At 64.3% G+C, this 14,797-nt stretch carries 16 protein-coding genes; 11 read left to right on the top strand and 5 right to left on the bottom strand.

All coding sequences use genetic code 11. The features are described from left to right. Window positions 1-2: 2 nt before the first annotated feature. From J3E61_RS06470 to J3E61_RS06455, 4 genes are read left to right on the top strand one after another with little or no spacing between them, the layout of a single operon-like run. Window positions 3-947, top strand: coding sequence for a DUF2520 domain-containing protein (locus tag J3E61_RS06470; protein WP_210082995.1), 945 nt, complete (start codon window positions 3-5; stop codon window positions 945-947). Beyond that, a complete protein-coding gene (locus tag J3E61_RS06465; RefSeq protein ID WP_192724435.1) occupies window positions 944-1,885 on the top strand; it encodes a pantoate--beta-alanine ligase in 942 nt (313 codons plus the stop codon). The genes J3E61_RS06470 and J3E61_RS06465 overlap by 4 nt, the downstream gene beginning before the upstream one ends. Further along, entirely contained in the window at window positions 1,885-2,292 is a 408-nt protein-coding gene (locus J3E61_RS06460; RefSeq protein WP_192725214.1) for an aspartate 1-decarboxylase, read from the top strand. Before J3E61_RS06465 ends, J3E61_RS06460 begins: the two co-directional genes overlap by 1 nt. A 4-nt stretch (window positions 2,293-2,296) precedes the next feature. After that, complete coding sequence (locus J3E61_RS06455; RefSeq protein WP_192724434.1) at window positions 2,297-3,112, top strand: type III pantothenate kinase; 816 nt, start codon at window positions 2,297-2,299, stop codon at window positions 3,110-3,112. Window positions 3,113-3,142: 30 nt separating this feature from the next. Here the strand turns inward: J3E61_RS06455 and J3E61_RS06450 are convergent, their stop codons facing one another. Next, window positions 3,143-4,360, bottom strand: a complete 1,218-nt coding sequence (locus tag J3E61_RS06450; protein WP_210082994.1) for an alanine racemase — start codon at window positions 4,358-4,360, stop codon at window positions 3,143-3,145. A gap of 23 nt (window positions 4,361-4,383) precedes the next feature. Between J3E61_RS06450 and lysS the strand changes: the two genes are divergently transcribed. The 7 genes from lysS to J3E61_RS06415 all read left to right on the top strand — a co-directional run bounded on the left by lysS (window position 4,384) and on the right by J3E61_RS06415 (window position 11,368). Beyond that, a complete protein-coding gene (gene lysS, locus J3E61_RS06445) occupies window positions 4,384-5,898 on the top strand; it encodes a lysine--tRNA ligase (protein WP_192724433.1) in 1,515 nt (504 codons plus the stop codon). Between the two features lie 122 nt (window positions 5,899-6,020). Next, on the top strand, window positions 6,021-6,362 hold the full coding sequence (locus tag J3E61_RS06440) for an Lsr2 family protein (protein WP_192724432.1): 342 nt from the start codon (window positions 6,021-6,023) through the stop codon (window positions 6,360-6,362). A gap of 278 nt (window positions 6,363-6,640) precedes the next feature. Continuing rightward, window positions 6,641-9,190: an ATP-dependent protease ATP-binding subunit ClpC gene (clpC1, locus tag J3E61_RS06435; protein WP_192724431.1), complete on the top strand. Its 2,550-nt coding sequence runs from the start codon at window positions 6,641-6,643 to the stop codon at window positions 9,188-9,190. Window positions 9,191-9,347: 157 nt separating this feature from the next. After that, window positions 9,348-9,719, top strand: a complete 372-nt coding sequence (locus J3E61_RS06430) for a heavy metal-binding domain-containing protein (protein ID WP_192724430.1) — start codon at window positions 9,348-9,350, stop codon at window positions 9,717-9,719. Between the two features lie 144 nt (window positions 9,720-9,863). Continuing rightward, window positions 9,864-10,079, top strand: a complete 216-nt coding sequence (locus J3E61_RS06425) for a CbtB-domain containing protein (RefSeq protein WP_210082993.1) — start codon at window positions 9,864-9,866, stop codon at window positions 10,077-10,079. A gap of 15 nt (window positions 10,080-10,094) precedes the next feature. Further along, a complete protein-coding gene (locus tag J3E61_RS06420; protein WP_210082992.1) occupies window positions 10,095-10,820 on the top strand; it encodes a CbtA family protein in 726 nt (241 codons plus the stop codon). Further along, window positions 10,817-11,368 (top strand): histidine phosphatase family protein, encoded by a 552-nt coding sequence (locus tag J3E61_RS06415; protein WP_210082991.1) that lies wholly within the window; start codon window positions 10,817-10,819, stop codon window positions 11,366-11,368. The genes J3E61_RS06420 and J3E61_RS06415 overlap by 4 nt, the downstream gene beginning before the upstream one ends. Before the next feature lies 1 nt (window position 11,369). Here J3E61_RS06415 and J3E61_RS06410 read toward each other — a convergent pair whose 3' ends face one another. From J3E61_RS06410 to J3E61_RS06395, 4 genes are read right to left on the bottom strand one after another with little or no spacing between them, the layout of a single operon-like run. Continuing rightward, a complete protein-coding gene (locus J3E61_RS06410; protein WP_210082990.1) occupies window positions 11,370-11,942 on the bottom strand; it encodes a sugar transferase in 573 nt (190 codons plus the stop codon). Then, window positions 11,939-12,889, bottom strand: coding sequence for an SDR family oxidoreductase (locus J3E61_RS06405; protein WP_210082989.1), 951 nt, complete (start codon window positions 12,887-12,889; stop codon window positions 11,939-11,941). The genes J3E61_RS06410 and J3E61_RS06405 overlap by 4 nt, the downstream gene beginning before the upstream one ends. Next, entirely contained in the window at window positions 12,882-14,027 is a 1,146-nt protein-coding gene (locus tag J3E61_RS06400) for a glycosyltransferase family 4 protein (RefSeq protein WP_210082988.1), read from the bottom strand. The genes J3E61_RS06405 and J3E61_RS06400 overlap by 8 nt, the downstream gene beginning before the upstream one ends. Further along, window positions 14,024-14,797 (bottom strand): class I SAM-dependent methyltransferase, encoded by a 774-nt coding sequence (locus tag J3E61_RS06395; RefSeq protein ID WP_192725212.1) that lies wholly within the window; start codon window positions 14,795-14,797, stop codon window positions 14,024-14,026. The genes J3E61_RS06400 and J3E61_RS06395 overlap by 4 nt, the downstream gene beginning before the upstream one ends.

Here is a 14,797-nt window from a genome sequence, read left to right as displayed (position 1 = left end):
CGATGGAGCAGGTGGACGGACTGCGTCCGGCGCGCCTCACGATCGGCATCATCTCCGCTGGTCGGGTGGGCACAGCGCTCGGCGTCGCGCTCGAGCGCGCCGATCATGTGGTGGTCGCATGCAGCGCGATCTCGCGCGCTTCGCGCCAGCGCGCCGAGCGGCGCCTGCCCGACACCGCGATCCTGCCGCCCGACGAGGTCGCCGCTCGCGCCGAACTGCTGTTGCTGACCGTGCCGGACGCCGAGCTCGCCGCCCTGGTGTCAGGTCTGGCGGCCACGTCCTCGGTTCGGCCGGGCACCATCGTCGCGCACACATCGGGTGCGAACGGCATCGGCGTGCTCGCGCCGCTGACCGAGCGGGGCTGCATACCGCTGGCCATTCATCCCGCGATGACGTTCACCGGAGCCGACGAGGACATTGCGCGGCTGTCGGAGACCTGCTTCGGCGTCACGGCCGCCGACGAGGTCGGTTACGCGATCGCGCAGTCGCTGGTGCTCGAGATCGGCGGAGAGCCGTTCCGTGTCCGCGAGGACGCTCGCACGCTGTATCACGCGGCATTGGCCCACGCCAGCAACCACGTCGTCACCGTGCTGCTCGACGCCGTCGAAGCATTGCGTGCGGCCCTGTGGGGTCAGGAGCTGTTGGGGCAGGAGCTTGTCGGTGACGCACCTGGCGGCATCGCCGAGCGTGTGATCGGTCCGCTGGCGCGGGCCTCGCTGGAGAACTCGCTGCAGCGCGGGCAAGCGGCGCTGACCGGGCCGGTGGCTCGCGGCGATGCCGACGCCGTCGCCGGTCACCTGCGGGCGTTGGCAGAAGTGGATCCGCAACTGGCGCAGGCGTATCGGGCCAACTCGTTGCGTACGGCGCAGCGTGCCCACGCGCCCGCGGAAGTGTTCTCCGTGCTCGCCGATGGGCCCACGCGTCAGCTGGGGACGGGACAATCATGACCATGTCGAAACCGAAGTTCACCTCCGGTGACCTCAACGTCTACGCCAGCCCCCGCGACGTCTCAGATGTCACCAAGGCGCTGCGTGCGACTGGGCGCAGGGTGATGCTGGTGCCCACGATGGGGGCGCTGCACGAGGGCCATCTGACGCTGGTTCGGACCGCCAAGCGGGTGCAGGGCGCGGTCGTCGTGGTGTCGATCTTCGTCAATCCGTTGCAGTTCGGCGCGGGTGAGGACTTGGACGCCTACCCGCGCACGCTCGACGACGATCTCGCCGCGCTGCGCTCCGAAGGTGTCGAAATCGCGTTCACACCGACGGCCGCCGACATGTATCCCGACGGCATGCGCACTTCTGTACACCCCGGCCAGCTGGGCAGCGAACTCGAAGGAGGAGCCCGCCCAACACATTTCGCCGGTGTGCTGACCGTCGTGCTCAAACTGCTTCAGATAGTGCACCCGGACCGGGCCTTCTTCGGTGAGAAGGACTACCAGCAGCTGGTGTTGATCCGGCAGATGGTCGCCGATCTGAATATCGACACACAGATCGTGGGCGTTCCGATAGTGCGGGAGGCCGACGGGCTCGCCATGTCGTCGCGCAACCGCTATCTCAGTGAGGAGGAACGTGAGCAGGCCGGTGCGCTCTCGGCGGCGCTGCTCGCAGGCATGTATGCCGCGTCGGGTGGCACCGCATCGGCGCTGGACGCCGCGCGCGCCGTGCTCGACGAAGTGCCCGCGATCGACGTCGACTACCTCGAGGTGCGCGACGTGATGCTGGGTCCTGCTCCCGCGGAGGGCGTCGCCCGCATGCTCATCGCGGCCCGACTCGGCGGTACCAGACTTCTCGACAACATCGCCATCGACATCGGAGCAACCGGCGCCACCGACGGCCACCCACGTGTCGGGCCTGAGGAGACTCACGAATTACCTTGGAGGAATTGATGTTACGGACAATGCTCAAATCGAAGATCCACCGCGCGACGGTCACCAAGGCCGACCTTCACTATGTCGGGTCGGTGACCATCGACGCCGACCTGATGGACGCGGCCGACCTGCTCGAGGGCGAGCAGGTGACCATCGTCGACGTCGACAACGGCGCCAGGCTGGTCACCTACGCGATCACTGGTGAGCGTGGCAGCGGTGTCATCGGCATCAACGGTGCTGCAGCACATCTGGTGCATCCGGGTGATCTGGTGATCCTGATCGCCTACGGCACAATGGAAGACGCCGAAGCCAGGACGTATCAGCCCCGCGTGGTTTTCGTCGACGCCGACAACAAGCAGATCGACCTGGGGCATGATCCCGCCTACGTGCCGGCCGATGCGGCCGAGCTGATGTCGCCGCGGTAAGCCCGTGCTTCTCGCTATCGACGTACGCAACACTCACACCGTCGTCGGCCTGATCTCGGGATCTGGCGACCACGCGAAGGTGGTGCAGCACTGGCGGATTCGCACCGAGTCGGAGGTGACCTCCGATGAGCTTGCCCTGACCATCGACGGCCTGATCGGTGACGATTCCGAACGTCTGACCGGCGCGGCGGGCCTTTCAACCGTGCCGTCGGTGCTGCACGAGGTTCGGGTGATGCTCGAGCAGTACTGGCCCTCGGTGCCGCACGTGTTGATCGAACCGGGTGTTCGCACCGGCATTCCGCTATTGGTCGACAACCCGAAAGAGGTTGGTGCAGACCGCATCGTCAACTGTCTGGCGGCCTATCACAAGTACAATTCCGCGGCGATCGTGGTCGACTTCGGTTCGTCGATCTGTGTGGACGTCGTGTCCGCGAAAGGTGAATTCCTCGGCGGCGCAATCGCTCCCGGGGTGCAGGTGTCCTCCGACGCCGCAGCCGCGCGATCGGCGGCGTTGCGTCGCGTCGAGCTGACCCGCCCCCGTTCGGTCGTCGGCAAGAACACTGTCGAGTGCATGCAGGCCGGCGCCGTGTTCGGATTCGCCGGGCTGGTCGACGGGTTGGTCAACCGTATCCGTGAGGATGTCGAGGGCTTCGCCGGCGACGACGTCGCGGTGGTCGCCACCGGACACACCGCCCCGCTGGTGCTGCCCGACGTGCACACCGTCGAGAAGTACGACCAACACTTGACGCTCGACGGCCTGCGGCTGGTGTTCGAACGCAACCGCGACAGCAGCCGTGGCCGGCTGAAGCAGGCCCGCTAGACGGCCGAGCGGCCTGCTGGCCAGGGCCGCTCAAAAGTAAGTCCGGATCAGGCCGACGACGCGGTCGTCCGCATCGAGTTCAGGGATGAGCTGCCACTTGTCGAACACCGTGCACGGGTGCGAAACACCGAAGCCCAGCCAGTCGCCGACCTCGACGCCGTCGTCGCCGCCCAGCCGCAAGTACGCGTGCTGATCGTTGAGCTTGGTCACCTCACTGTCGGCCAAGCCGAGCGGCATCGGCAGATCCTGATCGAAGGACACGTCGCGGCGGCCCATGGTCAGCAGGGCCAATCCGGGCTCTGGACGAGACATCACCTGTGCCCACACCTGCAGTGCGGGCTGCAGCGTGGTGCGAAGCGGCGAGGTGCGCGCGTACAGGCCGTCGTCGTGGGTCAGGTACGCACCGCTGCGCACGATCGTGCGCCAATCTCCACCCAGCACGTCGGCCACCGCATCGAAGTAAGTGCTGCCACCCGCGGTCACGATCGCGTGATCCGTCTCGAACAGCGGCGCCAGTCGCACCGCTGCTTCGCGCATGTCACGTAGATATCCCGTCACCGCAGCGACGGCGTCCGGTGCGATGTCGTGGCCGAACGCGGCCTCGTAGCCCGCGACGCCGACCAGCCGCAGCCGTGGCGACGCGGCGACCGCCCGCGCCACCTCGTCGACAGCGGCTCGGTCGCGGCAGCCCGTACGCCCGCCGGGCATACCGATCTCCACGCAGACCTCGACCGGCCTTCCACCGGTCGCCAGTGCCGCCGTCATCAGTTCGACGCCGCGAACCGAATCCACCCAGCACACCAAGGAGAAGTCGGGGTTGGCGTCGAGTTCGGTTGCCAGCCAACGTAATCCGGCCGTGTCGACCAGTTCGTTGGACAGCACGATGTCCCGCACCCCGAAGGCGCGGTATGCGCGCACGTGGCTCAGTGTCGCTGCGGTGATCGCGCAGGCGCCCGCTTCGAGTTGCCTGGCGAACAGCTCAGGGGCCATGTGCGTCTTGCCGTGTGGCGCCAGTTCGACGCCGCGGTCACGGCACCAGCCCGCCATCGCGGTGAGGTTGTGCGTCAGCGCATCGGCACGCAGCACGCATACCGGGCCGACCGCGCCTGCCTCGAACAGATCGGGTCGCTCTGCACAAACCTCCGCCACTGTGCGGCCCCACCACGCCGATGGCAGACCCTTGAAGCGCCAGTCGATCACTTCGTCGGCCAGCGCGGTGACCGCAGCGGCGCTGATCGGAGCGGCCATGCGTTCATTTAAGCTGGTCGGTCGTGACCTCACCTGATCAGCCCGAATTCGAGTCCGACGTCCCCGAGCAGTTCCGGATCCGTCAGGCCAAGCGGGAGCGGCTGCTCGCTGAGGGCCGCGAGCCCTACCCCGTCGAGGTCGCCCGCACGCACACGCTGGCCGAGATCCGCCAGGCGTATCCCGATCTGGAGGCCAACGCCGAAACGGGCCAGCTCGTCGGCGTCGCCGGCCGCGTGATGTTTGCGCGTAATTCCGGAAAGCTCTGCTTCGCCACGTTGCAGGAGGGCGACGGCACGCAACTGCAGCTGATGATCAGCCTCGATCGCGTCGGACAGGAATCACTCGATGCCTGGAAGTCGGATGTCGACCTCGGCGACCTCGTTTTCGCGCACGGCGAGGTGATCAGTTCCCGACGCGGCGAACTTTCTGTGCTCGCTGATTCCTGGCAAATTGTTTCCAAGGCGCTGCGACCCCTTCCCGTTGCACATAAAGAGATGAGTGAAGAGTCCCGTGTCCGGCAGCGCTATGTCGACCTGATCGTTCGTCCGGAAGCCCGCGCCATTGCTCGCCAACGGGTGGCAGTGGTGCGTGCAGTCCGCGAGGCGCTGCAGCGGCGCGGTTTTCTCGAAGTCGAGACGCCAATGCTGCAGACGTTGGCAGGCGGCGCCGCCGCGCGTCCGTTCGTCACACACTCCAATGCGCTCGATGCCGACCTGTACCTTCGGATCGCGCCGGAACTCTTCCTAAAGCGTTGCTTGGTAGGCGGATTCGAGCGCGTCTTCGAGTTGAATCGGGTGTTCCGAAACGAAGGCGCGGATTGGACGCATTCGCCGGAATTCGCGATGCTCGAGACTTATCAGGCCTACGGCACGTACGACGATTCCGCCGTCATGACGCGTGAGGTTATTCAGGAGGTCGCCGACGAAGCCATCGGCACAAGAAAGCTGCCATTGCCCGATGGCAGCATCTACGACATCGACGGTGAATGGGAGACGATACAAATGTATCCGTCTCTGTCAGATGCACTCGGTGAAGAGATCACGCCGCAGACTCCGGCCGATCGGTTATGGGAGATCGCCGATCAACTCGAAGTCGAGATTCCACGCGATCGCGGTTACGGCCACGGGAAATTGGTCGAGGAACTCTGGGAACATACTGTCGGTAACAACCTTTGGGCGCCGACCTTCGTGCGCGATTTTCCCGTTGAGACGACCCCGCTGACCCGCTCACACCGCAGCGTCGAAGGCGTCACTGAAAAGTGGGATCTGTACGTCAGAAGGATCGAACTGGCCACCGGTTACTCCGAGCTGATCGACCCCGTTATCCAACGCGAAAGGTTCGAAGCCCAAGCTCGCGCGGCGGCCGCCGGCGATGACGAGGCAATGGCTCTTGATGAGGATTTTTTGTCCGCATTGGAGTATGCGATGCCGCCTTCTACTGGCACCGGAATGGGCGTCGACCGGTTGTTGATGGCATTGACGGGACTGTCGATTCGAGAGACTGTTTTGTTCCCGATTGTTCGTCGGCACAGCAACTGAACTGGTTCGTTTCCGATTTTTTCAGAACTTGTTGAATGGTATGCGTTCTTATGGCACATTGGGGCGGGGGTTCGAGGACTAAACTACCGGGCTAGTGCTCAAGCAGAAGGGCAGTGTGGGGAATGGCGAAGAAAGTGACCGTCACGCTTGTCGATGATTTCGACGGCGAAGGCGCAGCCGATGAGACGGTCGAATTCGGGCTCGACGGGGTGAGCTATGAGATCGACCTTTCCTCCAAAAATGCCGCAAAGCTTCGAAACGACCTGAAGCAATGGGTCGACGCGGGCCGTCGGGTAGGTGGCCGCAGGCGGGGCCGTTCAGCTGGATCCGGCCGCGGTCGCGCGGCGATCGACCGCGAACAAAGTGCGGCAATTCGCGAATGGGCCCGGCGCAACGGGCACAACGTTTCCACCCGCGGACGCATCCCCGCGGATGTGATAGACGCTTTTCACGCGGCAACATAAGCGGGAGTTGCCAGGTCAGCTCGCCCTGGATACGGCCGGTAGTCGCCTTTCGCTAGCGGCGAACCCGCGGCGAGCGGTCTTCGGAAACGAATTCTCCACCAGGGGCGTTGCTATGTGCGGCGCCGGGTACAGGGCCTATGGCGCCAAGGACCGTCTTTGCACCGGCTTTCTGGACTGTGCCAGCAGGCAGCGCAGCGGCGGCGGCCGCCCACTAGACTTGGGTGACGGGTACAGCGTGCATGCGCGATACCTATTTGATGGAGAGCAGGTAACCACCGATGTTTGAGAGATTCACCGACCGTGCCCGCAGGGTCGTCGTCCTGGCTCAAGAAGAAGCCCGGATGCTCAACCACAACTACATCGGCACCGAGCACATCCTGTTGGGACTTATTCACGAGGGTGAAGGCGTAGCGGCCAAGTCGCTGGAGTCGCTTGGCATCTCGCTCGAAGGCGTGCGCAGCCAGGTCGAGGAGATCATCGGCCAGGGCCAGCAGGCGCCGTCGGGCCACATCCCCTTCACCCCCCGCGCCAAGAAGGTGCTCGAGTTGAGCCTGCGCGAGGCGCTGCAGCTCGGCCACAACTACATCGGCACCGAGCACATTCTGCTCGGCCTGATTCGTGAGGGCGAGGGCGTCGCCGCCCAGGTGTTGGTGAAGCTGGGCGCGGAACTGACCCGCGTGCGCCAGCAGGTGATCCAGCTGCTGAGCGGATACCAGGGCAAGGAGGCTGCGGAGGCCGGCACCGGCGGCCGCGGCGGCGAGGCGGGCAATCCGTCCACTTCGCTGGTCCTCGACCAGTTCGGCCGCAACCTGACTGCGGCCGCGATGGAGGGCAAACTCGACCCCGTCATCGGCCGCGAGAAGGAAATCGAGCGGGTGATGCAGGTGCTGAGCCGGCGCACCAAGAACAACCCGGTGCTGATCGGCGAGCCCGGTGTCGGCAAGACGGCCGTCGTCGAAGGACTGGCGCAGGCCATCGTGCACGGCGAGGTGCCCGAGACGCTGAAGGACAAGCAGCTCTACACGCTGGACCTCGGTTCGCTGGTGGCGGGCAGCCGCTACCGCGGTGACTTCGAGGAACGCCTGAAGAAGGTGCTCAAGGAGATCAACACCCGCGGCGACATCATCCTGTTCATCGACGAGTTGCACACGCTCGTCGGCGCGGGTGCCGCCGAGGGCGCCATCGATGCGGCCAGCATCCTCAAGCCGAAGCTGGCCCGCGGCGAGCTGCAGACCATCGGCGCGACCACTCTCGACGAGTACCGCAAGTACATCGAGAAGGACGCCGCGCTGGAGCGCCGGTTCCAGCCGGTGCAGGTCGGCGAGCCGACGGTCGAGCACACCATCGAGATCCTCAAGGGGCTGCGCGATCGCTACGAGGCGCATCACCGCGTCTCGATCACCGACAGCGCGATGGTGGCCGCGGCCACCCTGGCCGATCGGTACATCAACGACCGCTTCCTGCCGGACAAGGCGATCGACCTGATCGACGAGGCCGGTGCCCGGATGCGGATCCGCCGGATGACCGCGCCGCCAGACCTGCGCGACTTCGACGAGAAGATCGCCGAGGCGCGCCGTGAGAAGGAGTCCGCGATCGACGCGCAGGACTTCGAGAAGGCCGCCAGCCTGCGCGACAAGGAGAAGCAACTCGTCGCGCAGCGCGCCGAGCGCGAGAAGCAGTGGCGCTCAGGCGATCTCGACGTGGTCGCCGAGGTCGACGACGAGCAGATCGCCGAGGTGCTCGGCAACTGGACCGGTATCCCCGTGTTCAAGTTGACCGAGGCCGAGACCACTCGTCTGCTGCGCATGGAGGACGAGCTGCACAAGCGGATCATCGGCCAGGAGGACGCCGTCAAGGCTGTCTCCAAGGCGATCCGGCGTACCCGCGCCGGGCTGAAGGATCCGAAGCGGCCGTCGGGCTCGTTCATCTTCGCCGGCCCGTCCGGTGTGGGTAAGACCGAGCTGTCCAAGGCGCTCGCTGAGTTCCTGTTCGGCGACGACGACGCGTTGATCCAGATCGACATGGGCGAGTTCCACGACCGCTTCACCGCCTCGCGGCTGTTCGGCGCCCCTCCGGGCTACGTCGGCTACGAGGAGGGTGGCCAGCTCACCGAGAAGGTGCGGCGCAAGCCGTTCAGCGTGGTTCTGTTCGACGAGATCGAGAAGGCCCACCAGGAGATCTACAACAGCCTGTTGCAGGTCCTCGAGGACGGCCGCCTGACCGACGGTCAGGGTCGCACGGTCGACTTCAAGAACACCGTGCTGATCTTCACGTCGAACCTCGGTACGTCCGACATCAGCAAGGCTGTGGGGCTCGGCTTCACCCAGGGCGGTGGTGAGAACAACTACGAGCGGATGAAGCAGAAGGTCAACGACGAGCTGAAGAAGCACTTCCGGCCTGAGTTCCTCAACCGCATCGACGACATCATCGTCTTCCACCAGCTGACTCGCGACGAGATCATCACGATGGTGGACCTGATGATCGGCCGGGTGTCCAAGCAGCTCAAGGGCAAGGACATGGCCATGGTCTTGACCGACAAGGCCAAGGCCCTGCTGGCCAAGCGCGGGTTCGACCCCGTGCTCGGTGCCCGGCCGCTGCGCCGCACCATCCAGCGCGAGATCGAGGACGCGTTGAGCGAGAAGATCCTCTTCGAGGAGGTCGGACCCGGCCAGCTCGTCACCGTCGACGTCGACAACTGGGACGGCGAAGGCTCCGGAGAGGACGCGAAGTTCACGTTCACCGGAACCAAGAAGCCGGCCGAGCCGGTCGAGCCGGAACTGGAGAAGGCAGCTGCGGCTGGCACGCCGACAGCGGCAGCGTCCGAGTAAACAACGACAGCGAAAACGCCCCCGACATTGTCGGGGGCGTTTTTGCATGCAATGGCCACGACTGTGCCGTTTCATCCGCGACGCGCCGCGGGCGGCGGATAAATTCGCACACTCGCTGCGGCTAATCTCGGCCGCAACACCTCAGAAAGGACCGCGCGTGCTGATAGTGACCACCAATGATCTTCCCGGCTGGGAGATCCAGCGAGTGTGCGGCGAGGTATTCGGGCTGACCGTCCGATCCCGAAACGCGTTCGCGCAAATCGGCGCCGGGTTCAAGTCGATGTTCGGCGGCGAATTGCAGGGCATGACGAAGAACCTCGCCGAGAGCCGCAACGAGGCGATGAACCGGCTGATGTCCGAGGCGCGCGGAAGGGGCGGGAACGCCATCATCTGTATGCGGTTCGACACCACCGAACTCGGCGACGTGTGGACCGAGATTTGCGCCTACGGCACCGCGGTGCAGGCCGTGCCCGTCACCGATGCGGCGAAGTACACCGCCCAGCAGTTGGGATATGGCGCCGGAGGCTAGCGGCTTTGTTTAGGATGCTCATGTAATCGACGGGCGAAGGAATGCTGGTGAAAATCCAGAACGGTCGCGCCACTGTGGACAGTCAGACCCGACGTCCGTCGTCAACCCTGTAGCTGGGACGCGACATCCCGGAAAGGAAACGAGATGACTTCTCCCGAGGCTCGCAAGACCGTCGTACCGGCAGTCGATCTGTCGGTGGCCAAGGCGGCCATGTGGCTGTCGCTGACGGCGTTCCTCGCCTTGGTGGTGCTGTACTTCGTCGGTCTGGACCAGGGGGCAACCTCGGTGTTCGGCGACAACATGTATGTGCACGAGTTCGTGCACGATGCGCGCCATCTGCTCGGCTTCCCCTGCCACTGAGCAGGTAGCCGCGGTATGGAAAAACGAATAATCGCGCGCGGGCTATTGGCCGGCGCAATCGGTGGCGTGCTCGCCTTTCTATTCGCGCGCACTTTTGTCGAGCCGGTGATCACCCGTGCGCTCGCCTATGAGGAATCGCACGAACACGGCCACGAGCACGGCGTCGAACTATTCACCCGCGGAGTGCAGGCCAACATCGGCATGGGCTTCGGCGTGCTCGCGTTCAGCGTGGCGATGGGCGCCCTGTTCGCCGTGGCGTACTGCGTGCTCTACGGCCGCGTCGGCAACCTGTCGCCGCGATCCCTGTCGGTCGTGCTTGCCTGCGGAATGTTCTTGTCGCTGTACGTGATTCCGTTCTTGAAGTATCCACCGAATCCTCCTGCGACCAGCCTCGAGGAAACCATCAGGCAGCGCACCCTGCTTTACCTGCTGATGGTCGTGCTGTCGGCTGCACTGTTGGTGGCGGCGGTGTACCTGGGCCACCGCCTGGCGGCGCAGTACGGCCGATGGAGCGCGACGCTGATCGGTGCCGGGGCGTACGTGGTGGCGATTGCGGTCGTGATGCTGGTTCTGCCCACGATCGACGAGACGCCCGGCGACTTTTCGGCCGAGGTCCTCTACGACTTCCGGTTGTATTCGCTCGGCACGCAATTCGTGCTGTGGGCGATGATCGGACTGGCGTTCGGATCGATGGCTGACCGGCTGCTGCGGCAACCGCGACGGGAGAGCATCGCGGCGTGAGTGAGGTCGTCCGGCTCACCCTCGTGTCGCACGCCATGACCGATGCGATGGCAGCCGGACGATTTCCCACCGATGAACCGCTCAACGCCGTTGGGCATCGTCAGGTCGACGCGTCGATCGACCTTGGCATCACCGAGCGCGCGTACTGCGGACCGGAGAAGCGAACGAGACAGACCGCGGAACTTCTCGGGCTGCACGCCACCGTCGACAACCGATTGGCGGATCTGGACTATGGCCGCTGGCGCGGCGATGTGGTCGGCGGCGTGCAGTCCGACGATCTGGCGATCTGGCTCACCGACCCGACGCGGGCGCCGCACGGTGGCGAGACCGTCGTGGAGCTGATCGACCGGGTCGCAGGGTGGATGGATTCGCTGACCGCCCGTCGTGCCCGGCCGGTCGCTGTCACCCACCCCGCGGTGGTCCGCGCCGCGATCCTCGTGGTTCTCAACGCACCGCCAAAATCGTTCTGGCGCATTGACATTGCGCCGGTCAGCCGCACGGTGATGCACTTCCGCGGGCACGCCTGGACGCTGCGGTCGAGTCTGTAAGTCAGTGTGAAACACCTTCGCGGCGAACGACTTTCGCGATCGACAGCAGCAGAATATACATGTCGAAGTGCAGGGATTGCCGAGCCAGGTATTCGCTGTCGAACCGCACCTTCTCGGGGATGGCGAGGTCATCCCGGCCATTGACCTGAGCCCAGCCGGTCAGTCCTGGCATGAGTGCGTCGACACCGCGATTTCTGCGCAACTCGATCAGATCGAATTGGTTGAACAGTGCCGGACGCGGGCCGACAAAGCTCATGTCGCCGACCAAGATGCTCCATATCTGCGGCAACTCGTCGAGGCTCGTTTTGCGTAGAAAAGCTCCGATCGGCGTCAGGTACGCATCGCAGTTCTCGAGCAGATGAGTTGCCACAGCAGGGGTGTCGACGCGCATAGTCCGAAACTTCGGCATCAGGAAGAGCTTGTCATGGGCGCCAACGCGCTGACTCCAATACAAGATTGGGCCCGGCGACGTGACTCGCACAGCGACGGCCACGATCACGCCGACGGAAACGAACGCTGGGAGCGCCGCGATGGCCAGCACCCAGTCGGCTATGCGCTTCCCCGCGGCACTCATGTCGACACTCGATACCAGGTCGCCGTGCGGCGCAGGCCGTCGTCGACGCTCATCGTCGGTGCCCAACCGAGGACGCGCTTGGTCTTTGAGATGTCGACATGCAGGTTTCGGCACAGTCGTCGTACAACTTCGGGGTTTCCGAGGAACGAGTCTCCCGATTCGATCGCAGACAGGGGTGTGGGCACCAACCTGGCGGGCTTGCCCATCGCTCGTCCGAGACGTCGCAGCAAGTCGGGCGTCGAGAGGTCTTCGCCGTCGCTGATCAGGAACACCTGATTGGCGGCGCCCGGATGGCTGATGCAGGTCATGATCAAGCCCACCAAGTTGTCCACACCAATCAGGCTGCGCTTGTTCCGAATCAGCCCGAACGGCAGAGCCAAACCCTTGTCCAGCGATCTCATCATGCCAAGGAAGCTTGCTTTCACGTGTGGGCCGTACACGAGTGGCGGACGGATGATGACCACATCCATGCCACTGCTATCGGCGAACTCCAGCAGCTGATGCTCGGCCTGTAGCTTCGAGATCCCGTATGGGCCAACAGGTGCGGGTGCATCATCGGCGTCGAAGGGGCGATCGGACGTGGTTTCTTCGCCGTTGACCTTGATTGAACTGAGGAAGACGAATCGGCGCACGCCCGCATCCGCGGCCTGCCGAGCCAAATTCAGCGTCCCATCGACGTTGACGGTGCGAAAGTCAGCCGCATGTTCGGCGTCGTTTGTCCCGGGCACGCGAGCAGCCGTGTGGATGACACACGCCACGTCTCGAAGAGCGTCTTCCCACTCCGTGCCGGCGTCCAGCCGATCGATACCGAACCTACGCACATCGGGTGACACCGCGTCGAGGTCGCGAGATGCCGCCACGGCGTCGAAATCGAGTTCCGTCAGCCGGTCCAACACGGCCCTGCCGACGAAACCTGTTGCACCAGTGAGTAAGACGCGGTCAGCCATAACCCAGCGCCCGCATGATTCGTGTGTTGGCTTCGTGAATGTCGAATCTGCGTTCCGCTATCTGGCGACTCATCCGCCCGAACTCTTTGGCCAGCGCCGGGTCTTCAACGAACCGAATCATGGCCTTGGCGAGGGCTTTCGGGTCGTGAACGGGGACCAGCAATCCGTTCACGCCCTCTTCGACGGTTTCGCGGCAGCCGCTGCAGTCGGTGGTGATGATCGGCAGGCCGCTGGCCATCGCTTCCAGCGTGCTGCGGGGCTTTCCCTCGCCGTAGGAGGGCAATACGAACACGCTCGCCTGCGCCAGCCAGACGCGGACGTCTGGGACGTGGCCGGTCCATTCGACGATGCCTTCGTCCACCCAGGTTTGCAGCTCGGACGCTGTGATCGAGTCTGGATTGACGTCGACCTGCCCCACCAGAATGAATCGGCTGGTCGGATATCTCGCGCAGACGATTCTGGCCGCATCGACGTAGTCGCGGACGCCCTTGGTGCGCAACATCCTTGCGACGAGGATGAATGTCGTCGGGGGAGGAAAGTCATGTTTCACCGGATAGTGCTCGAGGTCCACACCTATCCCGTCCAGGACCACGATCTGAGTCGGCTTGACGACGCCAAGGTGACGGAATCGCGTTGGGTCGTCTTCGTTTTCGAAGAAGACCCTGCGATTGAAGAAGAGCGACAGTCGATACATGTTGGTCGCCACCCAGCGCATGACAGCCCGGGATTTACTGCCTGAGTCGGGATCGTTCAAAAACAGATATCCCAACCCTTCGATCATCGCGTACCGGTTTGGAACTCGTGCGATCACGGCGGCAATCGATCCGTAGATCACCGGTTTGATGTGGTAAGTGAGGACCGCGTCGAGTCTCAGCCGCCGCACGGTTGCGATCATGCTGAACATGCTTTTCGCATCTGAAATGGGATTGAGACCTGCTCGCGAAAGGGAGTAGTCGACGGGTTCGGCACCAAGTTCGCGGACCTGACGCTTCAGGTCCTCGGTGTAGTCCGGGGCCAGCGCGTAGATCGCGACGCCGATTTTGACCAGTTCGCTGATCAACGGGCCTCTGAAGTTGACCACCGAGAAGGCCTGGCTGGTGATGATCCCGACGCGATCCTGCCCGGTAACGCCGATCACCCCGACTTCTGCCAGAACACCCCGGACGAGTCGATAGCCACGATCGGGTCCTCGATGCCGTACTCGGCGCGGTAATCGGCAACGGCCCGTCTGCATGCCCGTACCGCGCCGTAGTCGTCGACGATCAGATACCCGCCCGGCGAGAGCTTCGGATACAGATTGGTCAAAGCGTCGATCGTGGATTCATACATGTCGCCGTCGAGCCTGGCGACGGCCAGCCGTTCGATCGGAGCCGACGGGAGTGTGTCCTTGAACCAGCCCTTGAGGAATCGGACGTTGTCGTCGAGCAGGCCGTAGCGCTCGAATGTTGCCTTCACCGTCTCCAGTGGAACCGCCAGTTCGGCGCAGTCGTACAGCTTCCCTCGGGCGTCCGCCGGGTACTTCGCGGCATTGGGCGGCGGAAGTCCGGCAAAGGAATCGGCAACCCACACGCGCCTGTCGGTGACCCCGCGCGCGGCGAGGATGCCGCGCATGAAGATGCAGGCGCCGCCGCGCCATACGCCCGTCTCGATGAAGTCGCCGGGCACGTCGTTGGCGAGCACGTCTTCCATGCAGAAGCGCAGGTTCTCCATGCGTTTCCGGCCGATCATCGTATGTGCAAGCCGCGGCCAATCCCGGCCGTCATCGCGTGCTCCGAGTTTGGCCGCGCGCTCGGCCTGCGACATCGTGAGCTGTCGCTTGATTTGCGTTTTCACCTTGGTGGCCAGGACCTGAAGTGGGCCGCCGATCCGCTGCTCGAGTGCGCCGTCGCCGGCATTCCACAGCGACAT

It is taken from the genome of Mycobacterium sp. OAE908 (assembly GCF_017872775.1).
Classification (GTDB): domain Bacteria; phylum Actinomycetota; class Actinomycetes; order Mycobacteriales; family Mycobacteriaceae; genus Mycobacterium.
Note: the sequence above shows the minus strand (reverse complement) of the source record. Positions and strands in the feature narration are given on the sequence as shown.

Excerpts from the sequence above, each read along its gene's own strand:
- J3E61_RS06470 (WP_210082995.1), top strand. The coding sequence starts at position 3 with ATGGAGCAGGTGGACGGACTGCGTCCGGCGCGCCTCACGATCGGCATC.
- J3E61_RS06465 (WP_192724435.1), top strand. The coding sequence starts at position 944 with ATGACCATGTCGAAACCGAAGTTCACCTCCGGTGACCTCAACGTCTAC.
- J3E61_RS06460 (WP_192725214.1), top strand. The coding sequence starts at position 1,885 with ATGTTACGGACAATGCTCAAATCGAAGATCCACCGCGCGACGGTCACC.
- J3E61_RS06450 (WP_210082994.1), bottom strand. The coding sequence starts at position 4,360 with ATGGCCGCTCCGATCAGCGCCGCTGCGGTCACCGCGCTGGCCGACGAA.
- J3E61_RS06440 (WP_192724432.1), top strand. The coding sequence starts at position 6,021 with ATGGCGAAGAAAGTGACCGTCACGCTTGTCGATGATTTCGACGGCGAA.
- clpC1 (WP_192724431.1), top strand. The coding sequence starts at position 6,641 with ATGTTTGAGAGATTCACCGACCGTGCCCGCAGGGTCGTCGTCCTGGCT.
- J3E61_RS06425 (WP_210082993.1), top strand. The coding sequence starts at position 9,864 with ATGACTTCTCCCGAGGCTCGCAAGACCGTCGTACCGGCAGTCGATCTG.
- J3E61_RS06420 (WP_210082992.1), top strand. The coding sequence starts at position 10,095 with ATGGAAAAACGAATAATCGCGCGCGGGCTATTGGCCGGCGCAATCGGT.
- J3E61_RS06410 (WP_210082990.1), bottom strand. The coding sequence starts at position 11,942 with ATGAGTGCCGCGGGGAAGCGCATAGCCGACTGGGTGCTGGCCATCGCG.
- J3E61_RS06405 (WP_210082989.1), bottom strand. The coding sequence starts at position 12,889 with ATGGCTGACCGCGTCTTACTCACTGGTGCAACAGGTTTCGTCGGCAGG.
- J3E61_RS06395 (WP_192725212.1), bottom strand. The coding sequence starts at position 14,797 with ATGTCGCTGTGGAATGCCGGCGACGGCGCACTCGAGCAGCGGATCGGC.